At 69.4% G+C, this 20,155-nt stretch carries 22 protein-coding genes; 12 read left to right on the top strand and 10 right to left on the bottom strand.

The annotated features are described in order from the left end of the window. Positions 1-21 precede the first annotated feature (21 nt). Together maiA and Q0581_RS14565 are read right to left on the bottom strand one after the other, a co-directional pair. Positions 22-654, bottom strand: a complete 633-nt coding sequence (gene maiA, locus Q0581_RS14570) for a maleylacetoacetate isomerase (protein WP_298701180.1) — start codon at positions 652-654, stop codon at positions 22-24. After that, on the bottom strand, positions 651-1,298 hold the full coding sequence (locus Q0581_RS14565; protein WP_298701179.1) for a fumarylacetoacetate hydrolase family protein: 648 nt from the start codon (positions 1,296-1,298) through the stop codon (positions 651-653). Before Q0581_RS14565 ends, maiA begins: the two co-directional genes overlap by 4 nt. A gap of 138 nt (positions 1,299-1,436) precedes the next feature. Between Q0581_RS14565 and Q0581_RS14560 the strand changes: the two genes are divergently transcribed. The 3 genes from Q0581_RS14560 (at position 1,437) to Q0581_RS14550 (ending at position 2,442) form a co-directional block, all read left to right on the top strand. Further along, on the top strand, positions 1,437-1,814 hold the full coding sequence (locus tag Q0581_RS14560; protein ID WP_298701178.1) for a DUF883 domain-containing protein: 378 nt from the start codon (positions 1,437-1,439) through the stop codon (positions 1,812-1,814). Further along, on the top strand, positions 1,814-2,203 hold the full coding sequence (locus Q0581_RS14555) for a hypothetical protein (RefSeq protein ID WP_298701177.1): 390 nt from the start codon (positions 1,814-1,816) through the stop codon (positions 2,201-2,203). The genes Q0581_RS14560 and Q0581_RS14555 overlap by 1 nt, the downstream gene beginning before the upstream one ends. A 62-nt stretch (positions 2,204-2,265) precedes the next feature. Next, a complete protein-coding gene (locus Q0581_RS14550) occupies positions 2,266-2,442 on the top strand; it encodes a DUF1328 family protein (RefSeq protein WP_298701176.1) in 177 nt (58 codons plus the stop codon). A gap of 77 nt (positions 2,443-2,519) precedes the next feature. Here Q0581_RS14550 and Q0581_RS14545 read toward each other — a convergent pair whose 3' ends face one another. From Q0581_RS14545 to Q0581_RS14535, 3 genes are read right to left on the bottom strand one after another with little or no spacing between them, the layout of a single operon-like run. Then, entirely contained in the window at positions 2,520-3,374 is an 855-nt protein-coding gene (locus Q0581_RS14545) for a metallophosphoesterase (protein WP_298701175.1), read from the bottom strand. Then, complete coding sequence (locus Q0581_RS14540; RefSeq protein WP_298701174.1) at positions 3,371-4,366, bottom strand: diacylglycerol kinase family protein; 996 nt, start codon at positions 4,364-4,366, stop codon at positions 3,371-3,373. Before Q0581_RS14540 ends, Q0581_RS14545 begins: the two co-directional genes overlap by 4 nt. 49 nt (positions 4,367-4,415) lie before the next feature. Next, entirely contained in the window at positions 4,416-4,766 is a 351-nt protein-coding gene (locus tag Q0581_RS14535) for a hypothetical protein (RefSeq protein WP_298701173.1), read from the bottom strand. 156 nt (positions 4,767-4,922) lie between these two features. On the opposite strand from Q0581_RS14535, the gene Q0581_RS14530 reads away from it, so the two are divergent. The 3 genes from Q0581_RS14530 (at position 4,923) to Q0581_RS14520 (ending at position 8,136) form a co-directional block, all read left to right on the top strand. Continuing rightward, positions 4,923-5,273: a YMGG-like glycine zipper-containing protein gene (locus Q0581_RS14530; RefSeq protein WP_298701172.1), complete on the top strand. Its 351-nt coding sequence runs from the start codon at positions 4,923-4,925 to the stop codon at positions 5,271-5,273. A gap of 108 nt (positions 5,274-5,381) precedes the next feature. Next, on the top strand, positions 5,382-5,837 hold the full coding sequence (locus tag Q0581_RS14525) for an OmpA family protein (RefSeq protein ID WP_298701171.1): 456 nt from the start codon (positions 5,382-5,384) through the stop codon (positions 5,835-5,837). Positions 5,838-5,943: 106 nt separating this feature from the next. Next, positions 5,944-8,136 carry a thioredoxin family protein gene (locus Q0581_RS14520; RefSeq protein WP_298701170.1) on the top strand — a complete coding sequence of 731 codons (2,193 nt, stop codon included), beginning with the start codon at positions 5,944-5,946 and terminating at the stop codon, positions 8,134-8,136. 73 nt (positions 8,137-8,209) lie between these two features. Here Q0581_RS14520 and Q0581_RS14515 read toward each other — a convergent pair whose 3' ends face one another. Then, positions 8,210-9,109 (bottom strand): hypothetical protein, encoded by a 900-nt coding sequence (locus tag Q0581_RS14515; RefSeq protein WP_298701169.1) that lies wholly within the window; start codon positions 9,107-9,109, stop codon positions 8,210-8,212. A gap of 9 nt (positions 9,110-9,118) precedes the next feature. Here Q0581_RS14515 and Q0581_RS14510 point away from each other — a divergent pair, with 9 nt between their 5' ends. Further along, positions 9,119-9,295: a hypothetical protein gene (locus tag Q0581_RS14510; RefSeq protein WP_298701168.1), complete on the top strand. Its 177-nt coding sequence runs from the start codon at positions 9,119-9,121 to the stop codon at positions 9,293-9,295. Between the two features lie 138 nt (positions 9,296-9,433). Next, positions 9,434-10,111, top strand: coding sequence for a redoxin domain-containing protein (locus tag Q0581_RS14505; RefSeq protein ID WP_298701167.1), 678 nt, complete (start codon positions 9,434-9,436; stop codon positions 10,109-10,111). Positions 10,112-10,123: 12 nt separating this feature from the next. Here Q0581_RS14505 and Q0581_RS14500 read toward each other — a convergent pair whose 3' ends face one another. Next, a complete protein-coding gene (locus Q0581_RS14500) occupies positions 10,124-10,609 on the bottom strand; it encodes a hypothetical protein (protein ID WP_298701166.1) in 486 nt (161 codons plus the stop codon). 47 nt (positions 10,610-10,656) lie between these two features. Next, entirely contained in the window at positions 10,657-11,112 is a 456-nt protein-coding gene (locus tag Q0581_RS14495; protein WP_298701165.1) for a hypothetical protein, read from the bottom strand. An 84-nt stretch (positions 11,113-11,196) separates the two neighbouring features. Between Q0581_RS14495 and pgi the strand changes: the two genes are divergently transcribed. Continuing rightward, positions 11,197-12,807, top strand: coding sequence for a glucose-6-phosphate isomerase (gene pgi, locus Q0581_RS14490; protein WP_298701164.1), 1,611 nt, complete (start codon positions 11,197-11,199; stop codon positions 12,805-12,807). Then, the gene (locus tag Q0581_RS14485) at positions 12,804-14,195 is read left to right on the top strand and encodes a tetratricopeptide repeat protein (protein WP_298701163.1); all 1,392 of its coding nucleotides are present in this window, start codon (positions 12,804-12,806) and stop codon (positions 14,193-14,195) included. Before pgi ends, Q0581_RS14485 begins: the two co-directional genes overlap by 4 nt. A 52-nt stretch (positions 14,196-14,247) precedes the next feature. Here Q0581_RS14485 and Q0581_RS14480 read toward each other — a convergent pair whose 3' ends face one another. Further along, positions 14,248-14,691, bottom strand: a complete 444-nt coding sequence (locus tag Q0581_RS14480) for a hypothetical protein (RefSeq protein WP_298701162.1) — start codon at positions 14,689-14,691, stop codon at positions 14,248-14,250. Between the two features lie 262 nt (positions 14,692-14,953). Between Q0581_RS14480 and groES the strand changes: the two genes are divergently transcribed. Beyond that, the gene (gene groES, locus Q0581_RS14475) at positions 14,954-15,241 is read left to right on the top strand and encodes a co-chaperone GroES (RefSeq protein ID WP_123288102.1); all 288 of its coding nucleotides are present in this window, start codon (positions 14,954-14,956) and stop codon (positions 15,239-15,241) included. A gap of 57 nt (positions 15,242-15,298) precedes the next feature. Further along, positions 15,299-16,951, top strand: coding sequence for a chaperonin GroEL (gene groL / locus Q0581_RS14470; protein WP_298701161.1), 1,653 nt, complete (start codon positions 15,299-15,301; stop codon positions 16,949-16,951). A 355-nt stretch (positions 16,952-17,306) separates the two neighbouring features. On the opposite strand, the gene acnA is transcribed toward groL, so the two are convergent. Then, positions 17,307-20,027, bottom strand: coding sequence for an aconitate hydratase AcnA (gene acnA / locus Q0581_RS14465; protein ID WP_298701160.1), 2,721 nt, complete (start codon positions 20,025-20,027; stop codon positions 17,307-17,309). Between the last annotated feature and the right edge of the window lie 128 nt (positions 20,028-20,155).

The following is a 20,155-nucleotide window of genomic DNA, read 5'->3' as shown; positions in this document are numbered from 1 at the left end:
GGCGAACGGCGGTCGGGGGTGTCAGTCGGCGTCGGGCTGTTGGTCGGGGTGGGCGGCCTGGAAGGCGGGGTGGGCGTCCGCCGCCGCCGCCACGGCCCGAAGGCGCGGCCAGGGGGCCAGGTCCAGATTGAACCTCTGGGCCGAATAGATCTGGGGGATCAGATAACAGTCGGCCACGGTCGGGGCCGAGCCGAAACACCAGCCGTCGCCATGGCGCGCCACCAGGGCCTCCAGCGTGTCGAACCCTGGCGCGATCCACCGCGCGGCCCAGGCGTCGGTCGCGCCCTGATCGGCGCTGAAGCCTTCGCGCAACGCCTTCAGCACCCGCAGATTGTTCAGCGGATGGATGTCGCAGCCGACCACTGCCGCCATGGCCCGCACCTGCGCCCGGCCCAGAGCATCGGCCGGCAGCAGAGGCGGCATGGGATGCGTGTCTTCCAGCCATTCCAGGATCGCCGGGCTCTGGATCAGGACGGCGCCCTCCACCTCCAGCGCCGGAACCAGCCCCTGCGGGTTCAGGGCCAGATAGGCGTCGGCCTTCTGATCGCCCTGGCGCAGGTCGATCCCGCGCTGTTCATAGGCCAGGCCCTTCAGATTCAGTGCGATGCGGGTGCGATAGCTGGTGCCCGACCGCCAGTAGCCATGCAGGATCATGATCGCACCATGAAGCTCAGGGGTTGCAGACCGCCGATGGTGGCCATCACCCGGTCGCCGGCGACCAGGGGACCGACGCCTTCGGGGGTGCCGGTGAAGATCAGATCGCCAGGCTGGAGGGTCCACAGCGTCCCGGCCTTCTGAACGATCTCGTCCGGCCGCCAGACCATGTCGTCCAGCCGCCCCGCCTGGCGCCGCTCGCCATTGACGCTGAGGGCGATCTCGGCCGCAGGATCGGGCAGGTCGCCCAGGGTCAGGGGGCCGCACGGCGCCGACTGGTCGAACCCCTTGGCCGCGTCCCACGGTCGGCCCTTGGCCTTGGCCGCCGCCTGAAGATCGCGCCGGGTCAGGTCGCAGCCCACGGCCCAGCCGACGATGCACCCGCCCGGCCCGATGGCGCAGACCAGTTCGACCTCGTGATGCAGATCGTTGGTGGCGGGCGGATAGGCCGGATCGGCGCCGTCGGCGACCAGGGCGTCGGCCGGCTTGGAGAAGAAGAAGGGTTCGGCCCGCTCATGGCCCATTTCGCGGGCGTGGGCGGCGTAATTCTGGCCCACGCACAGGATGCGGCGCACCGCGAACCGTTCGATCCGCCCCGCGATGGGCAGGGACGGGGTCTCGGCGGGCGGATAAAGCCAGGTCATGGCCGTCACGAGTGGCCACGGCCGCCCCTTGTGTCAATCCGCCGCCCCATGGTGCATTGCGGGAACCGCAGCGGTGGTGTGGCGTTTTCGTGCGGGGTTGCCTATCTAACCGTCAAGCTTAAGACCGGAGCGCGCATCATGGCCACGACCAAGGCGAGAGAAGACATCAAGAACGATCTGAAGACCCTCAAGGAGGATCTGAAGGTCGGAGCCCGCGAAGAGACCCAGCGTCTGCGCGAAAAGGCCAGCGCGGCCGAGGCCCGCGTGCGCCAGAAGGCGTCCGAAGCCGGCGCCGAGCTGCGCGCCCGCAGCGAACAGGCCCGCCAGCAGGCCCGCGAATATTATGACGAGGCCCGCGTGCGCGGCCGCGAATACTACGACGACGCCGCCGAGCGCCTGGACGAGGCCCAGCGCTATCTGACCGAACGGGTTCAGGAGCGTCCGCTGCAGTCGACCGGAATCGCCCTGGGCGTCGGTGTGATCCTGGGTCTGCTTCTGGCCGGTCGGCGCCGCTGATGCTGGGCCGGGGGCTGGTGAAGAAGGCGGCCGCCGCCGCGGTGGCGGCGGCCTGCGCCATCGTTGTCGTGGTCTCTTTGGGCGCGACCGAATTCTACGCCCTGTGTCTGGTCCTGCCGCCCCTGGCGGCCGCGGCCCTGACGGCCCTGACCTTTGCGGTCATCGGCGTCGTCGCCGCCGTGATCTTCGCCGCCCGCCAGGACGACGAGCCGGTGGTCGAGGACGAACCCATGGGCCTGGGCGAACGCGCCTTCCACCTGTTCCGTCAGCGGCCGATCCTGGGCGCGGTGGCGGCGCTGGCGGGGGGGTTCATCTTCCTGCGCAATCCGGCCCTGGCCACCATGGTGGCGGCCGCCTTCACCGAAAAACCGCACGGCCGGCGCCGCTGAATCGTCGGAACGCCCGGCTCCTCCAGACGTTGATCAGGCATCAATGAACGGAGGAAAATTCCATGCTTCGCTGGGCTCTTATCTTTCTGGTCCTGGCCCTTGTCGCCGGCGCTCTGGGCGCAGGCGGCGTGGCCGGACTGTCCATGAACATCGCCTATGTTCTGTTCGTGGTCTTCCTGATCCTGCTGGTCGTGTCGTTCCTGACCGGCGGCCTGAAGCGCGGCGGCCCGCCCGTCTGACGAGCGCAATCGCGCGATAGAAACGACAAGGCCGCGATCCGAAAGGTCGCGGCCTTTTCCTTGGTCCGAAGGGGGCGTCAGCGGACGGCGGCTTCCAGGTCGCCGGGCTGGGCCGGATCGGGGGCGGTGGCGGCGCGCCGGGTGTCCTGACGACGCGGCAGGCACCAGGTCTGATGCGGACCATAGGCGCCGTCTATCCAGGCCATCACCGTCACCGTGATCTCTTTTGCGTCCCAGTCGATCTGATTGAAGCTGGGCGGGGCGCCCCGTTCACGCCGCGACAGCGTCCCGCAGCCGATGGCGTAGGAGCATCGGTCCGACAGATCGATCGGCAGGGCGAAGGGCACATGCACATGACCCGTCATCACCAGATCGACCCCCGCCTCGGCGAAGATCAGGGCCGCCTGGTCGCCGCGCTTGACCTCGCCGGTCATGGGCGCGCCGATCATCTCCATCAGCGGGTGGTGGCAGGCCAGGATGCGCAGGGCGCCCACCGGCGCATTCCGCAACGCCTCGGCCGCGCGCCGGGTCTGGTCCAGGTCGATGACCCCCTTGGACCAGTTCATCCGCGCCTGCCATCCGCGCGCGGTGGTCACGCCACGCACCATGACGGCGTCCGACAGGAACTGATGATCGTGCGCCGGGTGACCGGTCGCCGCCTCGAACGCGCGCCACGGCCAGAACAGACGCGCCGCCACATCCCAATAGGGCACGTCGTGATTGCCCACGGTGACGAACACCGGCTCGGGCATGGCGCGGATCCATGCCCCGGCGGCGGCGAATTCGTCGGGAAAGCCTTTTTGCGTGATGTCGCCGGTGATCAGCACCAGATCCGCCGGGTTGGCGTGGGCGTAGTTCAGGGCGGCGGCGCAGGCGTTCGGATGCTCGCAGCCGAAATGCACGTCCGAGAATTGCAGGACGCGACCCGTCACAGGACGCCTTCGCCCACGGGCGGCGGGGTCTGGGGCGGGCGCGGCGCCAGGGCGCGGAAGGCGCGCGGCACGAAGCTGATGGCCTCTTCGCGGTCCAGCATCACCGGCTCGCCGTCGATCACCGCTGGAATGCGCGAGCGGGCGCTGACCACCGCGCGCTTGGCCGGGCGGGCGGTGACGGCCGGATCGTGGCGCCAGTCGTCGAACAGGGCATGCGCCGCCAGTCGGAAGGCGTCGGCCGCGTGGCCGGGGTCCATGGCGGCGGCCTCCAGGCCCACCGGCTCGTCCATGGCGCGCGAGATCATCGGACTGATCAGCACCAGAGCCTCGGCCCGGCGCGGGCGCGAGCCGTCCAGGCTGAACCGGATGCGGCCCGAGAAGGCGCGCTTCAACGCCCGGCGGGCATGGGCCCAGGCCAGGCCCAGTCGGCCGCTGCGCACCGCCTCGCGCGCCGGTGCCCACAGGGCGGGCGAACCCAGGATGGCCGCGCAATAGAAGGGCGGTTCGGCGCCCACCCGCCCGCCGGCGACGAAGCGCGCCTCGCCCGCCTCCAGCGCCGACCGCAGGGCCGCTTGCCAGTCGGTGGTGCCGTAAAGCGCCTTGGGCAGCATGTTCATGGTGCCGCCCGGCAGGGGTGCGACCAGCGGCCCGTCCGGCCCGGCGCGCGAGGCGACCGACCGCGCGGTGCCGTCGCCGGCCAGCACGAAGATCACATCCGGTTCGGCGGCGAAGGCCGCGTCCAGCGTCGCGTCGAAATCGCCCGACAGCGCCTGCAGTTCGGCGGCCAGACCATAGGCGTCGAAGATCGCCCGCGCCTCGGCCTCTACGTTCGGGCCCACGCTGCCGGACGCCGGATTGAACAGCAGCACCGCCTTGGTCAGCGGAACATGCGGCGTCAGCACTGCGGCGCCAGAGGCGGCGGCGTTCGTATCATCGGGCGCGTCGGCGGACGTTTCGGCGACCGGCCCCCCATCGGTCAAGGTTGCGGACATGCCGCCCCAACGCCTGCGGGGCGGCGATGTTCCGCGTCGCCCGCCCGCGTCAGGACTTCTTGATTTCCTCGGCGGCCGTGGCCGCCCCGGCCTGAAGCGCGTCGCCGGCCTTGGCGGCGGTCTGTTCGGCTTCGTCAGCGGCCTTTTCGGCGGCTTCGGGGGCCTGACCCGCCAGTTGGCGCGCGCCGTTCCAGGCGCCCGACACCCAGCCGTCGATCACGGCGCCGCCGGCCGAGAAGGACCGTTCCTTGATCCCCATCACCATGCTGATGGCGCCGAACAGGGCCAGAAGGGTGATCAGGACGCCGACGATCGGATTGCCGCTGGAGCGACGGCCCTTGCGGGCCCACACCGGACCGCTGTCTCCGTCCGCCATGCGGACCGGTTCAGGAAAACGCATCAGGAAACCCCCTCGTTACGCAATGCGACGCCGGACAGGGCGTCATGCCCGGCCGGCAGCTTAATACAGCCTTAACCGCGATCATAGGCGTGGGAACCTGAGCCGTAATCCAGCGTTCTCTCCTCCGGGGCGAACCCGAGGGATAAGGAAATCACCATGAACAAGGCCATCATCGCCATCGCCGGCGCCGGTCTGCTGGCTTCGGCCTGCGCCAGCGATCCTTACGGCTACAACAGCGGCCCGAACGAAACCGTCCGTCAGGGCGCGGCCGGCGCCGCTGCGGGCGCCGTCGTGGGCGCCATCATCGGCAACAACACCGGCAGCGGCAACGCCGGCCGGGGCGCGGCCATCGGCGCCGTCGTGGGCGGCGCCGCCGGCGCCATCCGTGGTTCGGCCCAGGACCGCAACAACCAGCAGCGCTATCGCGATCGCGAAGGCCGCTATTACTACTGCTACGATAACCGGCAGACCGAATGTTACTGGGAGAACGGCCAGCGCCGTTACTGATCCCGATCACATTCTCGAAGGGGGCGGCGCATCAGGGTGCGCCGCCCTTTTCATGCGCGCCGGGGCGGGGTTTAGTGAGCGCGGGCTGAGTTTCAGGAGGGTTCAGGCATGGGCAGGATCTGGATGGTCGCGGCGACGCTGGCGGCCGTGGCGGTTTCGGGGTGCGGGGCGGCCAACGGCGTGTTTCGGGATCGGGAGGCGCTGGTGACCACGCCCGGCGCCTGCGGCACGCGGACGTTCGAAGTCTATTTCGACGAGAACGAGGCGCGGCTGACGTCGGCCGCGCGCCAGGCCATGGCGCTGACGGCGACGCAGCTGCAGCCGTGCCGGATCAAACATGTGCGGGTCACCGGCCTGGCCGACGCCCGCAGCGGCACGGCCCAGAGCAATCTGACCCTGTCGCAGCGCCGCGCCATGGCGGTGGTCGAGGCGCTGGAGGCGCAGGGCTGGCCGGCGCCGGCGTTCGACGTGGGCGCCGCGGGCGACACGGGGGCCGCAGCGGGCGGGATCAACGAACCCCTGCGCCGCCGCACCGAGGTGATCGTCGAGGCCGAACCGCGCTGAGCCGCCCCGGCTGCGGCGAGATGGCGGGCCTGCGCCGGATGGCGGCGACGGGGCCGGGCGACTAAGGTTCCGGCGCCTGATCCTGTTTCCCGACGAGGTTCGCCCCTTGCGCCCGTTCGCCGCCCTGTTGTCCGTTCTGATCCTGGTGCTGGGTTTGTCGGGAGCGGCTGATGCCGCCCAGGCCCGGGCGCCGCAACAGAGCCCGGCGGCGATCCGCGCCCCGGTCGGGTTCGGCCCCCAGCGCACCGAGCGGATCGAGGCCGAACTGGTGGCCATGAGCGCCTGGGCCGCGCCGGGATCGACCGCCGTGGTGGCCGTGCGCCAGAAGATCGCGCCGGGCTGGCACACCTACTGGCGTAATCCGGGCGATTCCGGCGGGGCGACAAGCCTGGACTGGACCTTGCCGTCCGGCGCGACGGCGGGCGAGATCGTCTGGCCCGCGCCGGAACGCCAGCGGCTGATGTCGCTGATGAACTACGGCTATTCCGATGTCGTCTATCTGCCGGTCCCGATCGAGGTTCCGGCCTCGGCCCGGCCGGGAAGCGTGCTGCCGCTGAAGGTCGAGGCCCTGTTCCTGGTGTGCAGCGACGAAATGTGCGTGCCCGAACCGCTGACCCTGGCGCTGGACCTGCCGGTGCGCGAGGGGGCGGCGCCGCTGGACGCCGCGCACGGGGCGGCGGTGGAGCGCACCTTGACCCAGGCCCCGCGCCCGGCGCCGATCCAGGCGCGGATCACGCAGGAGGGCCAGGCCCTGACACTGTCGGCGACCGGCGGCCCCCTGGCCGAAGGGCCGGTGGCCTGGGCCTGGTTCTTTCCGTTCAAGGGCGGGGTCATCGACCATGCGGCGGTCCAGCCGGGTGTGGCGGGGCCGGACGGGCTGAGCCTGACACTGACCGCCGGGCGCGGCCTGACGCCGGAGGTTCTGGCCCAGGGGATCGAGGGTCTGCTGCAGACCGATCGCGGCGCCTGGTCTGTGACGGCCCAGGCCGGACCGGCGCTTGAGGGCGCGTCGGGCGGCGCGGCCCTGGCCGATCCCGAAGCCAAGACGACATCGGGCGCCTGGAGCCTGGGCGGCCTTCTCCAGGCGGCGCTGCTGGCGCTGCTGGGCGGGCTGGTGCTGAACCTGATGCCCTGCGTGTTTCCGGTGCTGGCCATGAAGGCGGCGGCGCTGGCGCGCGGCGCCCATGACCGGGCCGAGGCGCGGCGCGATGGGGTGATGTTCCTGGCCGGGGTTCTGGTCGCCTTCGCCGTTCTGGCGGGCGTGCTGCTGGGCCTGCGGGCGGCGGGTCAGGCGGTGGGCTGGGGCTTCCAGCTGCAAAGCCCGATGGCGACCGGCGCCCTGACTCTGTTGATGCTGGCGGTCGGGCTGAACTTGTCGGGGGTCTTCGGCATGGGCGCGGGATTGCAGGCCGCAGGGAGCGGACGGTTCAGCCGCCTGCCGGGCGGAACCGGCGCCTTCTTCACCGGGGTGCTGGCGGTGGTGGTGGCCGCGCCCTGCACCGCCCCCTTCATGGCCGCGGCCCTGGGGGCGGCCCTGGTCATGCCGTGGCCGGCGGCCATGGCGGTGTTCCTGATGCTGGGCCTGGGCCTGGCCCTGCCCTATCTGGCGGTCAGCCTGACGCCCGGCCTGCTGGATCGGCTGCCGCGTCCGGGGCCGTGGATGGAGCGGCTGCGCGGCGTCCTGGCCTTTCCGATGTACGCCACGGCGGCCTGGCTTCTGTGGGTGTTCGCCCGCCAGACGGGGGCGGAGGCCCTGGGCCTGCTGCTGATCGGCGCCCTGTTCGCGGCCTTCGGCCTGTGGCTGGTCGGGATCAACCAGGCGCGCCGGGCCGAGGGCGGAACCGCCGTCGTCAGCGCCGTCGCGGCGGCCCTGAGCCTGATCGCCGCCGTCGCGGTGACCGCCGTCGCCGCCCGTATCGCGCCAGATCCGGCCGCCGAGACCGCGACCTCAGGGGCCGCCCTGGCGTCGCAACCCTGGTCGCCCCAGGCGGTTCAGGCGGCCTTGAGCGAGGGGCGGCCGGTGCTGGTCAACTTCACCGCCGACTGGTGCGTGACCTGCAAGATCAATGAGCGCACGGCCCTGTCGTCGCCGCGCCTGGCGAGGGCGATGGAGCAGGCGAACGCGGTCTATCTGGTCGGCGACTGGACCCGCCGCGACGACGCCATCACCCGCGAGCTGGAACGTCACGGCCGTTCGGGCGTGCCGCTGTATCTGCTGTATCGGCCGGGCCAGGCCGAGCCGCGCATCCTGCCGCAACTGCTGACCGATGGGCTGGTGATGGATCAGCTGAAGCCGTGATGCGGCGGCCTGAACGTCCGCCATGGACGGCGCGTGACCCGCGCAGGGGCCACGCGCCGGTGCGGGTCTGACCCTATCGTCCCGCCAGAGGATTGCGGATGAAGCCCAGGCCCGAGGCGATCAGCGCGACACCGGCCGCGATGATGAGCCAGGTCCCGATCCCCACCGAAATGGCCGCGTCGATCTGAGCATCGTCAAGCATGGTCACGACTTCGTCGATGCGCATGGCGGCCTTGGTTCCAGACTCGAAGGCGAAGACCAGGGCGGCGGTGACCAGGGACAGACCGCCCGTCACCAGCGACCATTTGGAGGTCAGGCGGTGGGACGACCAACTCATCCACAGAAGCGCCAGCGCCGCGGCCAGAGCCCCGAACCGGAGCATGAAGGCGCTGATGGTGGTTTTCAGCATGCCGATCGATCCGGCGGATTTGGCCAGGGCGGCCCGTTCCTGCTGGATCTGGGTCTTGCGTTCTTCGAGGTGGCTGACGTCGTATGAGGCGAAGGGCATGCCATAGATATCGTTCGCCGCCGCGTTTCTCTGGCGCGCGATATCCTGGTCGATGTTTTGCAGGTCCTGATCCATCTGCGCCGTGCGGGCGTTGATGTCGGTATCCGCAATCTGGGCGCCCACCGCCTTGGCCTGTTTGCCCAGGTCGAACTGGTTGAACGATTCGTCCATTCCCGAGATGGCGGGCAGGAAGAAGGCGATGACCACGATCAGGGCCAGGGGGAAGGCCAGCGTCGTCGTCAGCTGAGATTTCAGCTTGTCGACGATCGAACCGCCGACCGGGCCCCCGGAACCAGAACCGGAACCGGAGGCTGCAGGGGCCGCCGAACCGCCCGAAAAGACCTTGGCCGGTCCTGCGAACGCTGCGACGCCGAGGGGGTAGATGTCCCGGGCTATGCCGCCCTCACTCTCGAAATCGACCTTCATGCCCACGGCGGGCGGGCGGTCGCCGCGCCAGTCGCTCATGGAAAAATTATGACGCTGGCCATCGTCGCCGGAAATCGCGCCCGAACCGTCTGCGGCGTTGATCCCAAGTATCTTGCCTTCCATGGGTTTCCCCTCCTCGCAGGGCGGCTGCGCCGCACTCGCACCATGATTTATAAGACAGAACAGCAGTCTATCGCCGATCCTCGAACCAGGATCGATTATTAATTGATCCAGAACAAGTCGGGTGTCGCCAGGTCACGCAGGGCAGGGCGTGAATCGGCAATGCCGGCTTGTGACGCAGATGGTCGCAGCGACATCCCCCGGTTTGCGCGCATACTGGCGGTCGAACAGAGGGAGACGCCCATGATCCGCCTGACCCTGATCGCCGCTTCGGCGCTGACCCTGGCCGCCTGCCAGCCCGCCGCCGACAAGACGGACGTCAAGACCGAACCCACGCCCGCCGCCGCCGTGGCCGCCGCGCCCGGATCGGGCGGCCAGCCGGGGGCCATGGCGCCGAACTTCACCCTGGTGGACGCCCAAGGGGTCCAGCGGTCCCTGGCCGATTTCCGCGGCAAGACGGTGGTCCTGGAATGGACCAACGAGGGCTGCCCCTATGTGAAGAAACACTACACCGGCGCCATGCAGGCCCTGCAGCGCCAGGCCGTGGCCGACGGGATCGTGTGGCTGACCATCATCTCCTCGGCGCCGGGCACGCAAGGGTTTGTCGAGGGGCAGGAGGCCCGCGACTGGACCAGCCGCACCAATGGCGCGGCCACCCACCTTTTGCTGGACCCCACCGGTCAGATCGGCCGTCTGTACGACGCCAAGACCACGCCCGACATGCGGGTGATCGATCCTGAAGGGCGCCTGGTCTTCGTCGGCGGCATAGACGACCGCCCGACCAACAAGGTCGAGGATCTGGAGGGCGCCAACAATTTCGTCCGCGCCGCCCTGAACGACCTGAAGGCCGGTCGCGCCGTGCGCACGGCCTTTGCCCAGCCCTATGGCTGTGCGGTGAAGTATGCGGATGAGCAGACGTAGGCCGTTCTGGAATTAGTCACGCGGCGGCAGGAAGGCTTCCGCGAGAGAGACGATGAACTGGAAGGCGCATAGTACGAGCAACGCTTCCCACGACGACAGGTCTAGGGACGTTGTGCGAGCCAGGGACTGAAGCAGTGGGTGGAATACATCGAAATCCATCACTGCCTGGTAGGCGCCTGCCAGAAAGGCGGCGGCGCCAACGAACCTCAACCCCTTCTGAAGCGACGAGCTGACGGGGGCTTCGGCGACGCGAAATTCCCTCAGCCGTTGCGACCGGTCTTGGTCGCTCATGACCCATAGAGTGAGACCGACCACCAGAAGGGCGCCAGCATTTATGACGCCCAACACGAATGGCGACAGGGCTGAAATCAACTCGGGAGGGCCATGCTGCATCGAAGCCAGGACGAGCAACCAGCCTGGCAGAAACGCCGTTCCTGCGAATCGGCCCAGCCAGTGACGGTGGGCTGCCTGCAAGACTTGCTTCACCTGTTCAAGCATCATGGGGTCTCGCGGAATCCCGGCGCGGCTCGCAATCAGGACCGTCCCTAAACCTCCGGCTGGGGCGGCGCCGTGATGACGGCGGCGTTGTCGTCCAGCAGATAGGCCAGCTCCGAGGCGGCGACGGCCTGTTCGTCGGCCGAGGTCGCGGCCTGCAGGGCGTCCAGACGTTTGGGCATGTCTTCGGAAATGCCGCGCAGGATGCATTTCAGGTCGCCGTCCACGCCGCGCTCCTTCAGCACCAGATGCCCCTGTAGATCCAGGGCGGCCAGGGCCTCGGCCTCAAGCCGGAAGGCGGCGAAGGCTTCGGCCGCCGGGCGCACCCCGCCCCAGCCGTCGACCAGCCCCTTCAGCCGGATCGACCGGGCCACGATGTCGGCGAACAGGGGCTCGCCCGCCACCGACACCGGCGCGTCGGGCGCGGGCGGCGGGACCAGGGCGGCGGCCGCCACATCGGGGTTGGACAGCATCAGGGCGGCGGCGAGGGCGAGACCACAGGACATGGACGAAGGCTCCGACACGGATTCGCGGTTGAACCGGCATACGCCCGGCCCGTAAACGAAGGGTTCACCATGAGAGACCGCGCCATGACCGATGCGACCGCCGCCGCCTGGGACGCCCTGAAGGTCGTGGCGACGCGCGATGCGGGCGGGCGCATCGCCGACCGGTTTGCGGCCGAGCCGGACCGCCTGGCGCGGATGACGGTCGAGGCGGCGGGTCTGACGCTGGACCTGTCGAAACAGGCCTGGAGCCTGGAGGGGATGCAGGCGGCGCTGGACCTGGCGCGGGCGGCGGACGTCGCGGGGCGGCGCGCGGCCCTGTTCGCGGGCGAGGCGGTGAACGGGACCGAGGGGCGGGCGGTGCTGCACCCCGCCCTGCGCGCGCCGGACGGGGCGGATTTCCGGGCCCTGGGCGAACCGGTGTCGGGCGAGGTCCAGGCCGTGCGCGCCGCCATGGCCGACTACGCCGCCGCCGTGCGCTCGGGCGCCGCGACCGGGGCGACGGGCCGGGCGTTCCGGGCCGTGGTCCATGTCGGCATCGGCGGATCGGACCTGGGGCCGCGCCTGGTGTGGGACGCCCTGCGACCGCTGGAGCCGGCCATCGATCTGCGCTTCGTGGCCAATATCGACCCGCGCGACATGGCCGAGGCCCTGACCGGGCTGGACCCCGAGACGACCCTGGTGATCGTGGTCTCCAAGACCTTCACCACGCAGGAGACGCTGGCCAACGCCCAGGCGGCCAGGGCCTGGCTGGCGGCGGGGCTGAAGGGGGCGGCCATCGCGCCGCATTTCATCGGCGTCACGGCGGCGCCGGACCGGGCCGAAGCCTTCGGATGCGGGCGGACCTTTGCGTTCCGCGACTGGGTCGGCGGGCGCTATTCCCTGTGGTCGGCGGTGTCGCTGTCGTGCGCCATCGGCCTGGGCTGGGAGGTGTTCCAGGGCCTTCTGGACGGGGCGGCGGCGATGGACGGACATTTCTTGACCGCGCCGCTGGAGGGCAATGCGCCGGTGCTGCTGGCCCTGGCCCAGGTCTATAATGTCGATGGGCGCGGACGGCGCGCGCGCACCGTGGCCCCCTATGCCCACGCCCTGCGCCGCCTGCCGGCCTTCCTGCAGCAGCTGGAGATGGAATCGAACGGCAAGCGGGTGACGCGCGACGGATCGGGCGTGACGCACGGGACCTGTCCGGTCGTGTTCGGCGAACCGGGCACCAACGGCCAGCACGCCTTCTTCCAGCAGATCCATCAGGGGCCAGAGGTGGTTCCGGCCGAGTTCGTGATCGTGGCCCGGACGCATGGCGAAGACAGCGAAAGCCCCCTGTGGGCCAACGCCCTGGCCCAGATGCAGGCCCTGATGGTCGGAAAGACGGCGGATCAGGCGCGGGCCGAGATGGTCGCCGGAGGGATGGATGCGGCCGAGGCGGACCGGCTGGCGCCGCACCGGGCCTTTGTGGGCGACCGGCCGTCCACCGCCATCGTCATGGACCGGATCACGCCCCAAAGCCTGGGCGCCCTGATCGCCCTTTATGAGCACAAGACCTTCGTCGAGGGCGTGGTGTGGGACATCAACAGTTTCGACCAGTGGGGGGTCGAACTGGGCAAGGTGCTGGCCAAGGCGATCCTGAACGACGTGGCGGCGGGCGCGCCCTCGGCCGGACTGGACCCGTCCACGGCGGCCCTGATGCAGCGCCTGTCATGAGGGGGGGCGGCCTGTCCGTTCTGGTGATGGGCGCAGCGGCGATGCTGGCCGCCGCCCCGGCCTGGGGCCAGGTTTCTGACGCGCAGGCGGCGCGCGATCGCGGCGCGGCGGCGATGGCGGAACGGCGCTGGGCCGACGCCGAGGCGGCCTATGAAGAGGCGCTGACCCTGACGCGCGCTGAGACGCCGGGAACGGACGCGGTGGGCGAGGCCCTGTACGCCCTGGCCTATGCCCGGTCGCGCACGCCGGGCGACGACGCCTGGAGCCTGTGGGCCGAGGCTCTGGCGGTGTTCGAGGCCAACCAGAACTGGGCGCGGGCGGCGGCTGCGGCCGGGGCGGCGGCCATCGACCACGGCAATGGCTCGGACTGGCCCGAGGCGCTGCGACTGGCGCGGCTGGCGGTGACCCATGCCGACCGGTCCGGCGATCCGGCGGCCCAGGGCCAGGCGCGCCGCGCGCTGGGCCTCAGCCTGGTCGAACAGGGCGACTACGCCGAGGCTGAGACGGTGCTGGTTCAGGCCCTGGCCCAGCTGGGCGGGCCGGATGCGGACGCGGCGGCGCCGGTGCTGGACGAACTGGGCCTGGTCTATCAGGAGACGCACCGCTACGACCGCGCCGGAACCGTGCTGGCCCAGGCGGTGGCGCTGAAGGAGCGGCTGTATGGCGCCGACGCCTATCCGGTGGCCATCAGCCTGAACGCCCTGGGCGCGCTGCGCGATGCGCAGGGGCGGTTCGACGATGCGGAACGCCTGCATCGCCGGGCGCTGAAGATCGCCGAGGCTCAAGGCCGGGCCGCGGCCGCGGCGGCCATCCGCTCGAACCTGGGCCGGGTCATTCACCAGCAGGGCCGCGCCGCCGAGGCCGAGCCGACCCTGCGCCAGGCGGCCCAGGAGGTTGAGGCCCTGCTGGGCGCCGAGCATGAAGACACCGCCGGGGCCTGGGCCAATCTGGCCGGCGCCCTGCAGGACATGGAGCGCCACGCCGAGGCGGCCACGGTGCTGGGCGACGCTCTGGGCCGCTATGAACGCAGCATCGGCGCCGACCATGTGCAGACCGCCTGGACGGTCAACGCCCTGGCGCGATCCACGGCGGCCCTGCAAGGCCCGGCGGCGGCGGAGCCGTTGTATGTGCGCGCCCTGGCGCTGAGCGAGGCGCGGCTGTCGCCCGCCCATCCCGACCGGGTGCGCCGGGCCAACGATATGGCACAGAACCGCCTGGACACGGGTCGGGACAGCGAGGCGATGGCCCTGATCCGCCAGACCGGCGAGGCGGTGCGCTCGCGCCTGGATGCGGCGCGTCAGGGCGGCGAGAGCGTGCCGGCCCTGGACCGGGGGCGGCGGGTGTTCGGCCTTCAGGTCCGCACGGCCTGGACCCTGGCGGGGCAATGAAAAAGGCGGACGCTGGATGCGCCCGCCTTTCTTTTCAGATCACGAACGCGCCTTACCAGCGGCGTTCGTAGCGATAGTCGCGGCGGTCGCGGTAACGGTCGCGGTCCCCGCCATAGCGGCGGTGGTCGCGGCGGTCATAGCCCCGGTCGCGACTGTTGATGCCGTGATCGCGTTCCCAGTGGCCCTGGTTCCGATAGCAGCGGCCGCCGCGGTAATAGTTGCAGTCGTCGCGGTCGTTGCTGGTGGCGGCGCCGATGGCCGCACCCGCCAGGGCGCCGCCCAGGATGTAGGAGCCGTCGCCATTGCCCGCCGCGGCGCCGGCCACCGCGCCGATCACGGCGCCGACCAGAACGTCGCTGGAGCTGCTGGACCGATCACGGTCGCGGTCGCGATAGTCGCGGTACGACTGGGCCTCGGCCGGGGCGGCGGCCGCCAGGCCCAGGGTCAGGGCGACGGCGCCGGCGGACAGGACACCCATGCTTTTAACGATCTTCATGACGCATCTCCTCTGGGTTCGCGTCGCCCGGGATGTCGGGCGTTGATGACCCTTGTGAACCGCCGCGCTTGAACGAAGCCGGGGGCGGTCGTTCATTTTCGGTTCATTCGCCGCACCGGTCGCCCTTGACGCTCCTGAGCCCTTGACGCCCCCGCCCCCGCTGCCTAACTCCCGGCCGCATTAGCACTCGGGGGCAGCGGCTGCCAAAGCTGCGCCCCTGAAGGCCAAGGTTTCATTCGAAGACCCCAAAGGGAGAAGACAGATGGCGTTTCGTCCGCTCGGCGACCGCGTGCTGGTCAAGCGCGTTGAAGAAGAGTCCAAGACCAAGGGCGGGATCATCATCCCCGACACCGCCAAGGAAAAGCCGCAGGAAGGCGAAGTGGTCTCGGTCGGCCCCGGCGCCCGCGATGACTCCGGCAAGGTCAACGCCCTGGAACTGAAGGCCGGCGACCGCATCCTGTTCGGCAAATGGTCGGGCACCGAGGTCAAGATCGACGGTGAAGACCTGATCATCATGAAGGAATCGGACGTCCTGGGCGTGCTGTCCTAAGCACCCGACGCCTGACTTTCTTTTCCACGAATTCAGACATTTAAGGAGCAGCCCGCAATGGCCGCCAAGACCGTACTGTTCAACACCGACGCGCGCGACAAGATGCTGCGCGGCGTCAACGTCCTCGCCAACGCCGTCAAGGTGACCCTGGGCCCCAAGGGCCGCAACGTCGTGATCCAGAAGTCCTTCGGCGCCCCGCGCTCGACCAAGGACGGCGTCTCGGTGGCCAAGGAGATCGAGCTGGAAGACGCCTTCGAGAACATGGGCGCCCAGATGATCCGCGAGGTCGCCTCCAAGACCAATGACAAGGCGGGCGACGGCACCACCACCGCCACCGTCCTGGCCCAGGCCATCGTCCAGGAAGGCCTGAAGGCCGTGGCCGCCGGCATGAATCCGATGGATCTGAAGCGCGGCATCGACAAGGCCGTGACCGTGGTTCTGGAAGAGATCAAGTCCAGCTCCAAGCCGGTGTCGGACAACTCGGAAATCGCCCAGGTCGGCACCATCTCGGCCAATGGCGACGCCGAAGTCGGCGCCCTGATCGCCGAGGCGATGCAGAAGGTCGGCAATGAAGGCGTCATCACCGTCGAAGAAGCCAAGACCGCCGAAACCACCGTCGACATCGTCGAGGGCATGCAGTTCGACCGCGGCTATCTGTCGCCCTACTTCATCACCAACGCCGACAAGATGGAGGCCGTCCTCGAGGAGCCTCTGATCCTGCTGCACGAGAAGAAGCTGACCAGCCTGCAGCCGATGCTGCCGGTGCTGGAAGCGGTGGTCCAGTCGGGCCGCCCGCTGGTCATCGTGGCCGAGGACATCGAGGGCGAGGCCCTGGCCACCCTGGTGGTCAACAAGCTGCGTGGCGGCCTGCGGGTCGCGGCGGTCAAGGCGCCGGGCTTCGGCGACCGCCGCAAAGCCATGCTGGAGGACATCGCCGTCCTGACCGGCGGCCAGGTGATCTCGGAAGACCTGGGCATCAAGCTGGAGACCGTCACCCTGGACATGCTGGGCAAGGCCAAGAAGGTCCAGATCACCAAGGACGACACCACCATCGTCGAAGGCTCGGGCGACAAGGAGGGCATCGAAGCCCGCGTCGGCCAAATCAAGAAGCAGATCGAGGACACCACCTCGGACTACGACAAGGAGAAGCTGCAGGAACGCCTGGCCAAGCTGGCCGGCGGCGTGGCGGTGCTGCGCGTCGGCGGTTCGACCGAGGTCGAGGTCAAGGAGAAGAAGGACCGCGTCGACGACGCCCTGAACGCCACCCGCGCGGCGGCCGATGAAGGCATCGTTCCGGGCGGCGGCATCGCCCTGCTGAAGGCCTCGGCCAAGCTGGACGGCGTGACCGGCGACAACGCCGACCAGAACGCCGGCGTCGCCATCGTGCGCCGCGCCCTGCAGGCCCCGATCCGTCAGATCTCGGAAAACGCCGGGGTCGAAGGCTCGATCGTGGTCGGCAAGGTGCTGGAGAACAAGGACGCTTCGTTCGGCTTCAACGCCCAGACCGAAGAGTACGGCGACCTGGTCAAGATGGGCGTCATCGACCCGGCCAAGGTCGTGCGCACCGCCCTGCAAGATGCGGCCTCGGTGGCCGGCATCCTGATCACCACCGAAGCGGCCGTGGCCGATGCGCCGAAGAAGGCCTCGGCCGGCGGCGCCGGCGGCATGCCGGGCGGCGGTATGGGCGGCATGGGCGACATGGACTTCTAAGGAAGTCCATACGACGCCCATCGAGAAACCCGGCTGGGTCGGTCTTGCGCCGATCCAGCTGGCGACATGGACTTCTAAGGAAGTCCATCAGACGTCCGGTCAGCCAGCCGTTCAGGTTGAGACCAAGGGAAGGGCGGGTCCGGCGACGGGCCCGCCCTTTCTGCTGGTGTCGCCTATGAAGCCAAGCACAGAAAAAAGCCCCGGCGGATCGCTCCGTCGGGGCTTCTTTGTTTGGCCTTCGCGGCTCGCTTGAGGCCGTGTTCCTGGCCTATCGCTCGGCTCGCGGAGCCTCGCGGCTTAAGGCCGTGTTCTTGGCCTAACGCTCGCCGCGCGGCGGCTCGCTATTTGAGGCCGATTACTCCGCTGCCTCGGCCGCGACCGGGCCGCCGGCCAGGTTGCGCAGGACGTAGGGCATGACGCCGCCGGCCTTCAGATAGTCCAGCTCGGTCTGGTTATCGATGCGGCAGCGGACCGGGAAGCGGGCCATCTTGCCGTCCGAAGGACGGAACATCTCGACCCACAGATCCTGGCGCGGCTTCAGCTTGCCGATGTTGGCGTCGGTCAGGCCGCGGATGGTGACGATCTCTTCGCCCGTCAGGCCCAGCTTCAGCCAGCCGTCCTGCTTGAACTGCAGCGGCACCACGCCCATGCCGATCAGGTTCGACCGGTGGATGCGCTCATAGCTTTCGGCGATGACGGCGCGAACGCCCAGGAGACGCGTGCCCTTGGCCGCCCAGTCGCGCGACGAGCCGGTGCCGTATTCCTTGCCGGCGAAGACGACCAGCGGACGCCCCTCCGACTGATACCGCATGGCCGCGTCATAGATCGACATGGTGTCGCCCGACGGGAAATGCCGGGTCACCCCGCCCTCGATGTCCGGCGTGATCTTGTTGCGGATGCGGATGTTGGCGAAGGTGCCGCGCATCATGACTTCGTGGTTGCCGCGGCGCGCGCCGTAGCTGTTGAAGTCCAGAGCGTCCACATCGTGCGCCGTCAGATAGGCCCCGGCGGGCGAGGCCTTCTTGATCGAACCGGCCGGGCTGATGTGGTCGGTGGTGATGCTGTCGCCGAAGATGCCCAGGATGCGGGCCTCCACGATGTCGGTCACCGGCGCCGGGGTCATCGACAGGCCGTCGAAATAGGGCGGGTTCTGAACATAGGTCGAGGCGTCGTCCCAGGCGTAGGTCTGGCCGCCCTCGACCTTGATGGCCTGCCAGTGCTTGTCGCCCTTGAACACGTCCTTGTAGCGTTTGGCGAACATGGCCGGGGTGACCGACTTCTTCTGGATGTCGGCGATTTCCTGGCTGGTGGGCCAGATGTCCTTCAGGAAGACGTCCTTGCCCTTCTTGTCCTGGCCGATCGGCTGGGTCGTCAGGTCGATGTGCATCGACCCGGCCAGGGCGTAGGCCACCACCAGCGGCGGCGAGGCCAGGTAGTTGGCGCGCACGTCCGGGTTCACCCGGCCTTCGAAATTGCGGTTCCCCGACAGAACCGAACAGGCCACCAGATCGGCGTCGTTGATCGCCTTGGAGATGGCCGGGTCCAGCGGGCCGGAGTTGCCGATGCAGGTGGTGCAGCCATAGCCGACCAGGTTGAAGCCCAGGGCGTCCAGATCCTTTTGCAGGCCCGCGTCGGTCAGATAGTCGGTGACCACCTGAGATCCGGGCGCCAGCGAGGTCTTGACCCACGGCTTGACCTTCAGACCCAAGGCGTTGGCCTTGCGCGCCACCAGACCGGCGGCGATCAGGACCGACGGGTTGGAGGTGTTGGTGCAGCTGGTGATGGCGGCGATCACGACGTCGCCGTCGCCGACGGTGAATTTCTCACCTTCGACCTGAACCCGCTCGGCCTCGGCCGGACGGGCGAACATGTCGGCCAGGCAGGTCTGGAACGAGGACGCGGCCTCGGTCAGCAGCACCCGGTCCTGCGGACGCTTGGGACCCGCCAGCGACGGCACGACGGTCGAGATGTCCAGTTCCAGCACATCGGTGAAGACCGGGTCTTCGCTGGTCTCGTCGATCCACAGGCCTTGCGCCTTGGCGTAGGCTTCGACCAGGGCGACGCGCGCCTTGTCGCGGCCGGTGGCGGTCAGATAGTCGATGGTCGCCTTCGACACCGGGAAGAAGCCGCAGGTCGCGCCATACTCGGGGGCCATGTTGGCGATGGTCGCCTGGTCTTCGATGGTCATGCCGGCGATGGCCGGGCCGAAGAATTCCACGAACTTGCCGACCACGCCCTTCTTGCGCAGCATCTGGGTGACGGTCAGCACCAGGTCGGTGGCCGTCGTGCCCTCGGGCAGGGCGCCGGTCAGTTTGAAGCCGACGACCTCGGGGATCAGCATGGGGATGGGCTGGCCCAGCATGGCGGCCTCGGCCTCGATGCCGCCCACGCCCCAGCCCAGAACGGCCAGGCCGTTGATCATGGTGGTGTGGCTGTCGGTGCCCACGACGGTGTCGGGATAGGCGACGGTCTTCTTGCCCTCGTCGGCGGTCCAGACCGTCTGGGCCAGGTTCTCCAGGTTGACCTGGTGGCAGATGCCGGTGCCCGGCGGCACGACGCGGAAATTGTTGAAGGCCGACGAGCCCCAGCGCAGGAAGCGGTAACGCTCGATGTTGCGCTCGTACTCCCGCTCGACGTTCTGGGCGAAGGCTTTGGAATCGCCGAAATGGTCCACCATCACCGAGTGGTCGATGACCAGATCGACGGGGTTCAGCGGATTGATCTTGGTCGGGTCGGCGCCCAGGCTGGTCATGGCGTCGCGCATGGCGGCCAGGTCGACCACGGCCGGAACCCCGGTGAAATCCTGCATCAGCACGCGGGCCGGACGGAAGGCGATCTCGTGTTCGACGGCGCCCTTGTTGTCGATCCAGGCGGCCACGGCCTTCAGGTCGGCCTCGGTGACGGAAACCCCGTCCTCGTTGCGCAGCAGGTTCTCCAGCAGCACCTTCATGGAGCGCGGCAGGCGGGAAATCCCGGCCAGACCCGCTTCCTCGGCGGCCGGAAGGCTGTAATAGGCGTATTTCTTGCGCCCGACGGAGAGATCCTGACGGGTCTTGAGGCTGTCGATCGACGGCATGGGAGGTTCCTCTGGTCATTGCCGCCCGACAATCCGGTTGCGCGGTCGCGCGCTGGACGGCGGGGCGCACAGGTCCCCGACGCGCGCGGCGAACGCCTGCTGCGGCGATGGCGCATATAGCCCCGGTC

The sequence above is a fragment of the uncultured Brevundimonas sp. genome, assembly GCF_937863155.1.
Classification (GTDB): domain Bacteria; phylum Pseudomonadota; class Alphaproteobacteria; order Caulobacterales; family Caulobacteraceae; genus Brevundimonas.
This window is presented reverse-complemented; position numbering and strand designations above follow the sequence as displayed.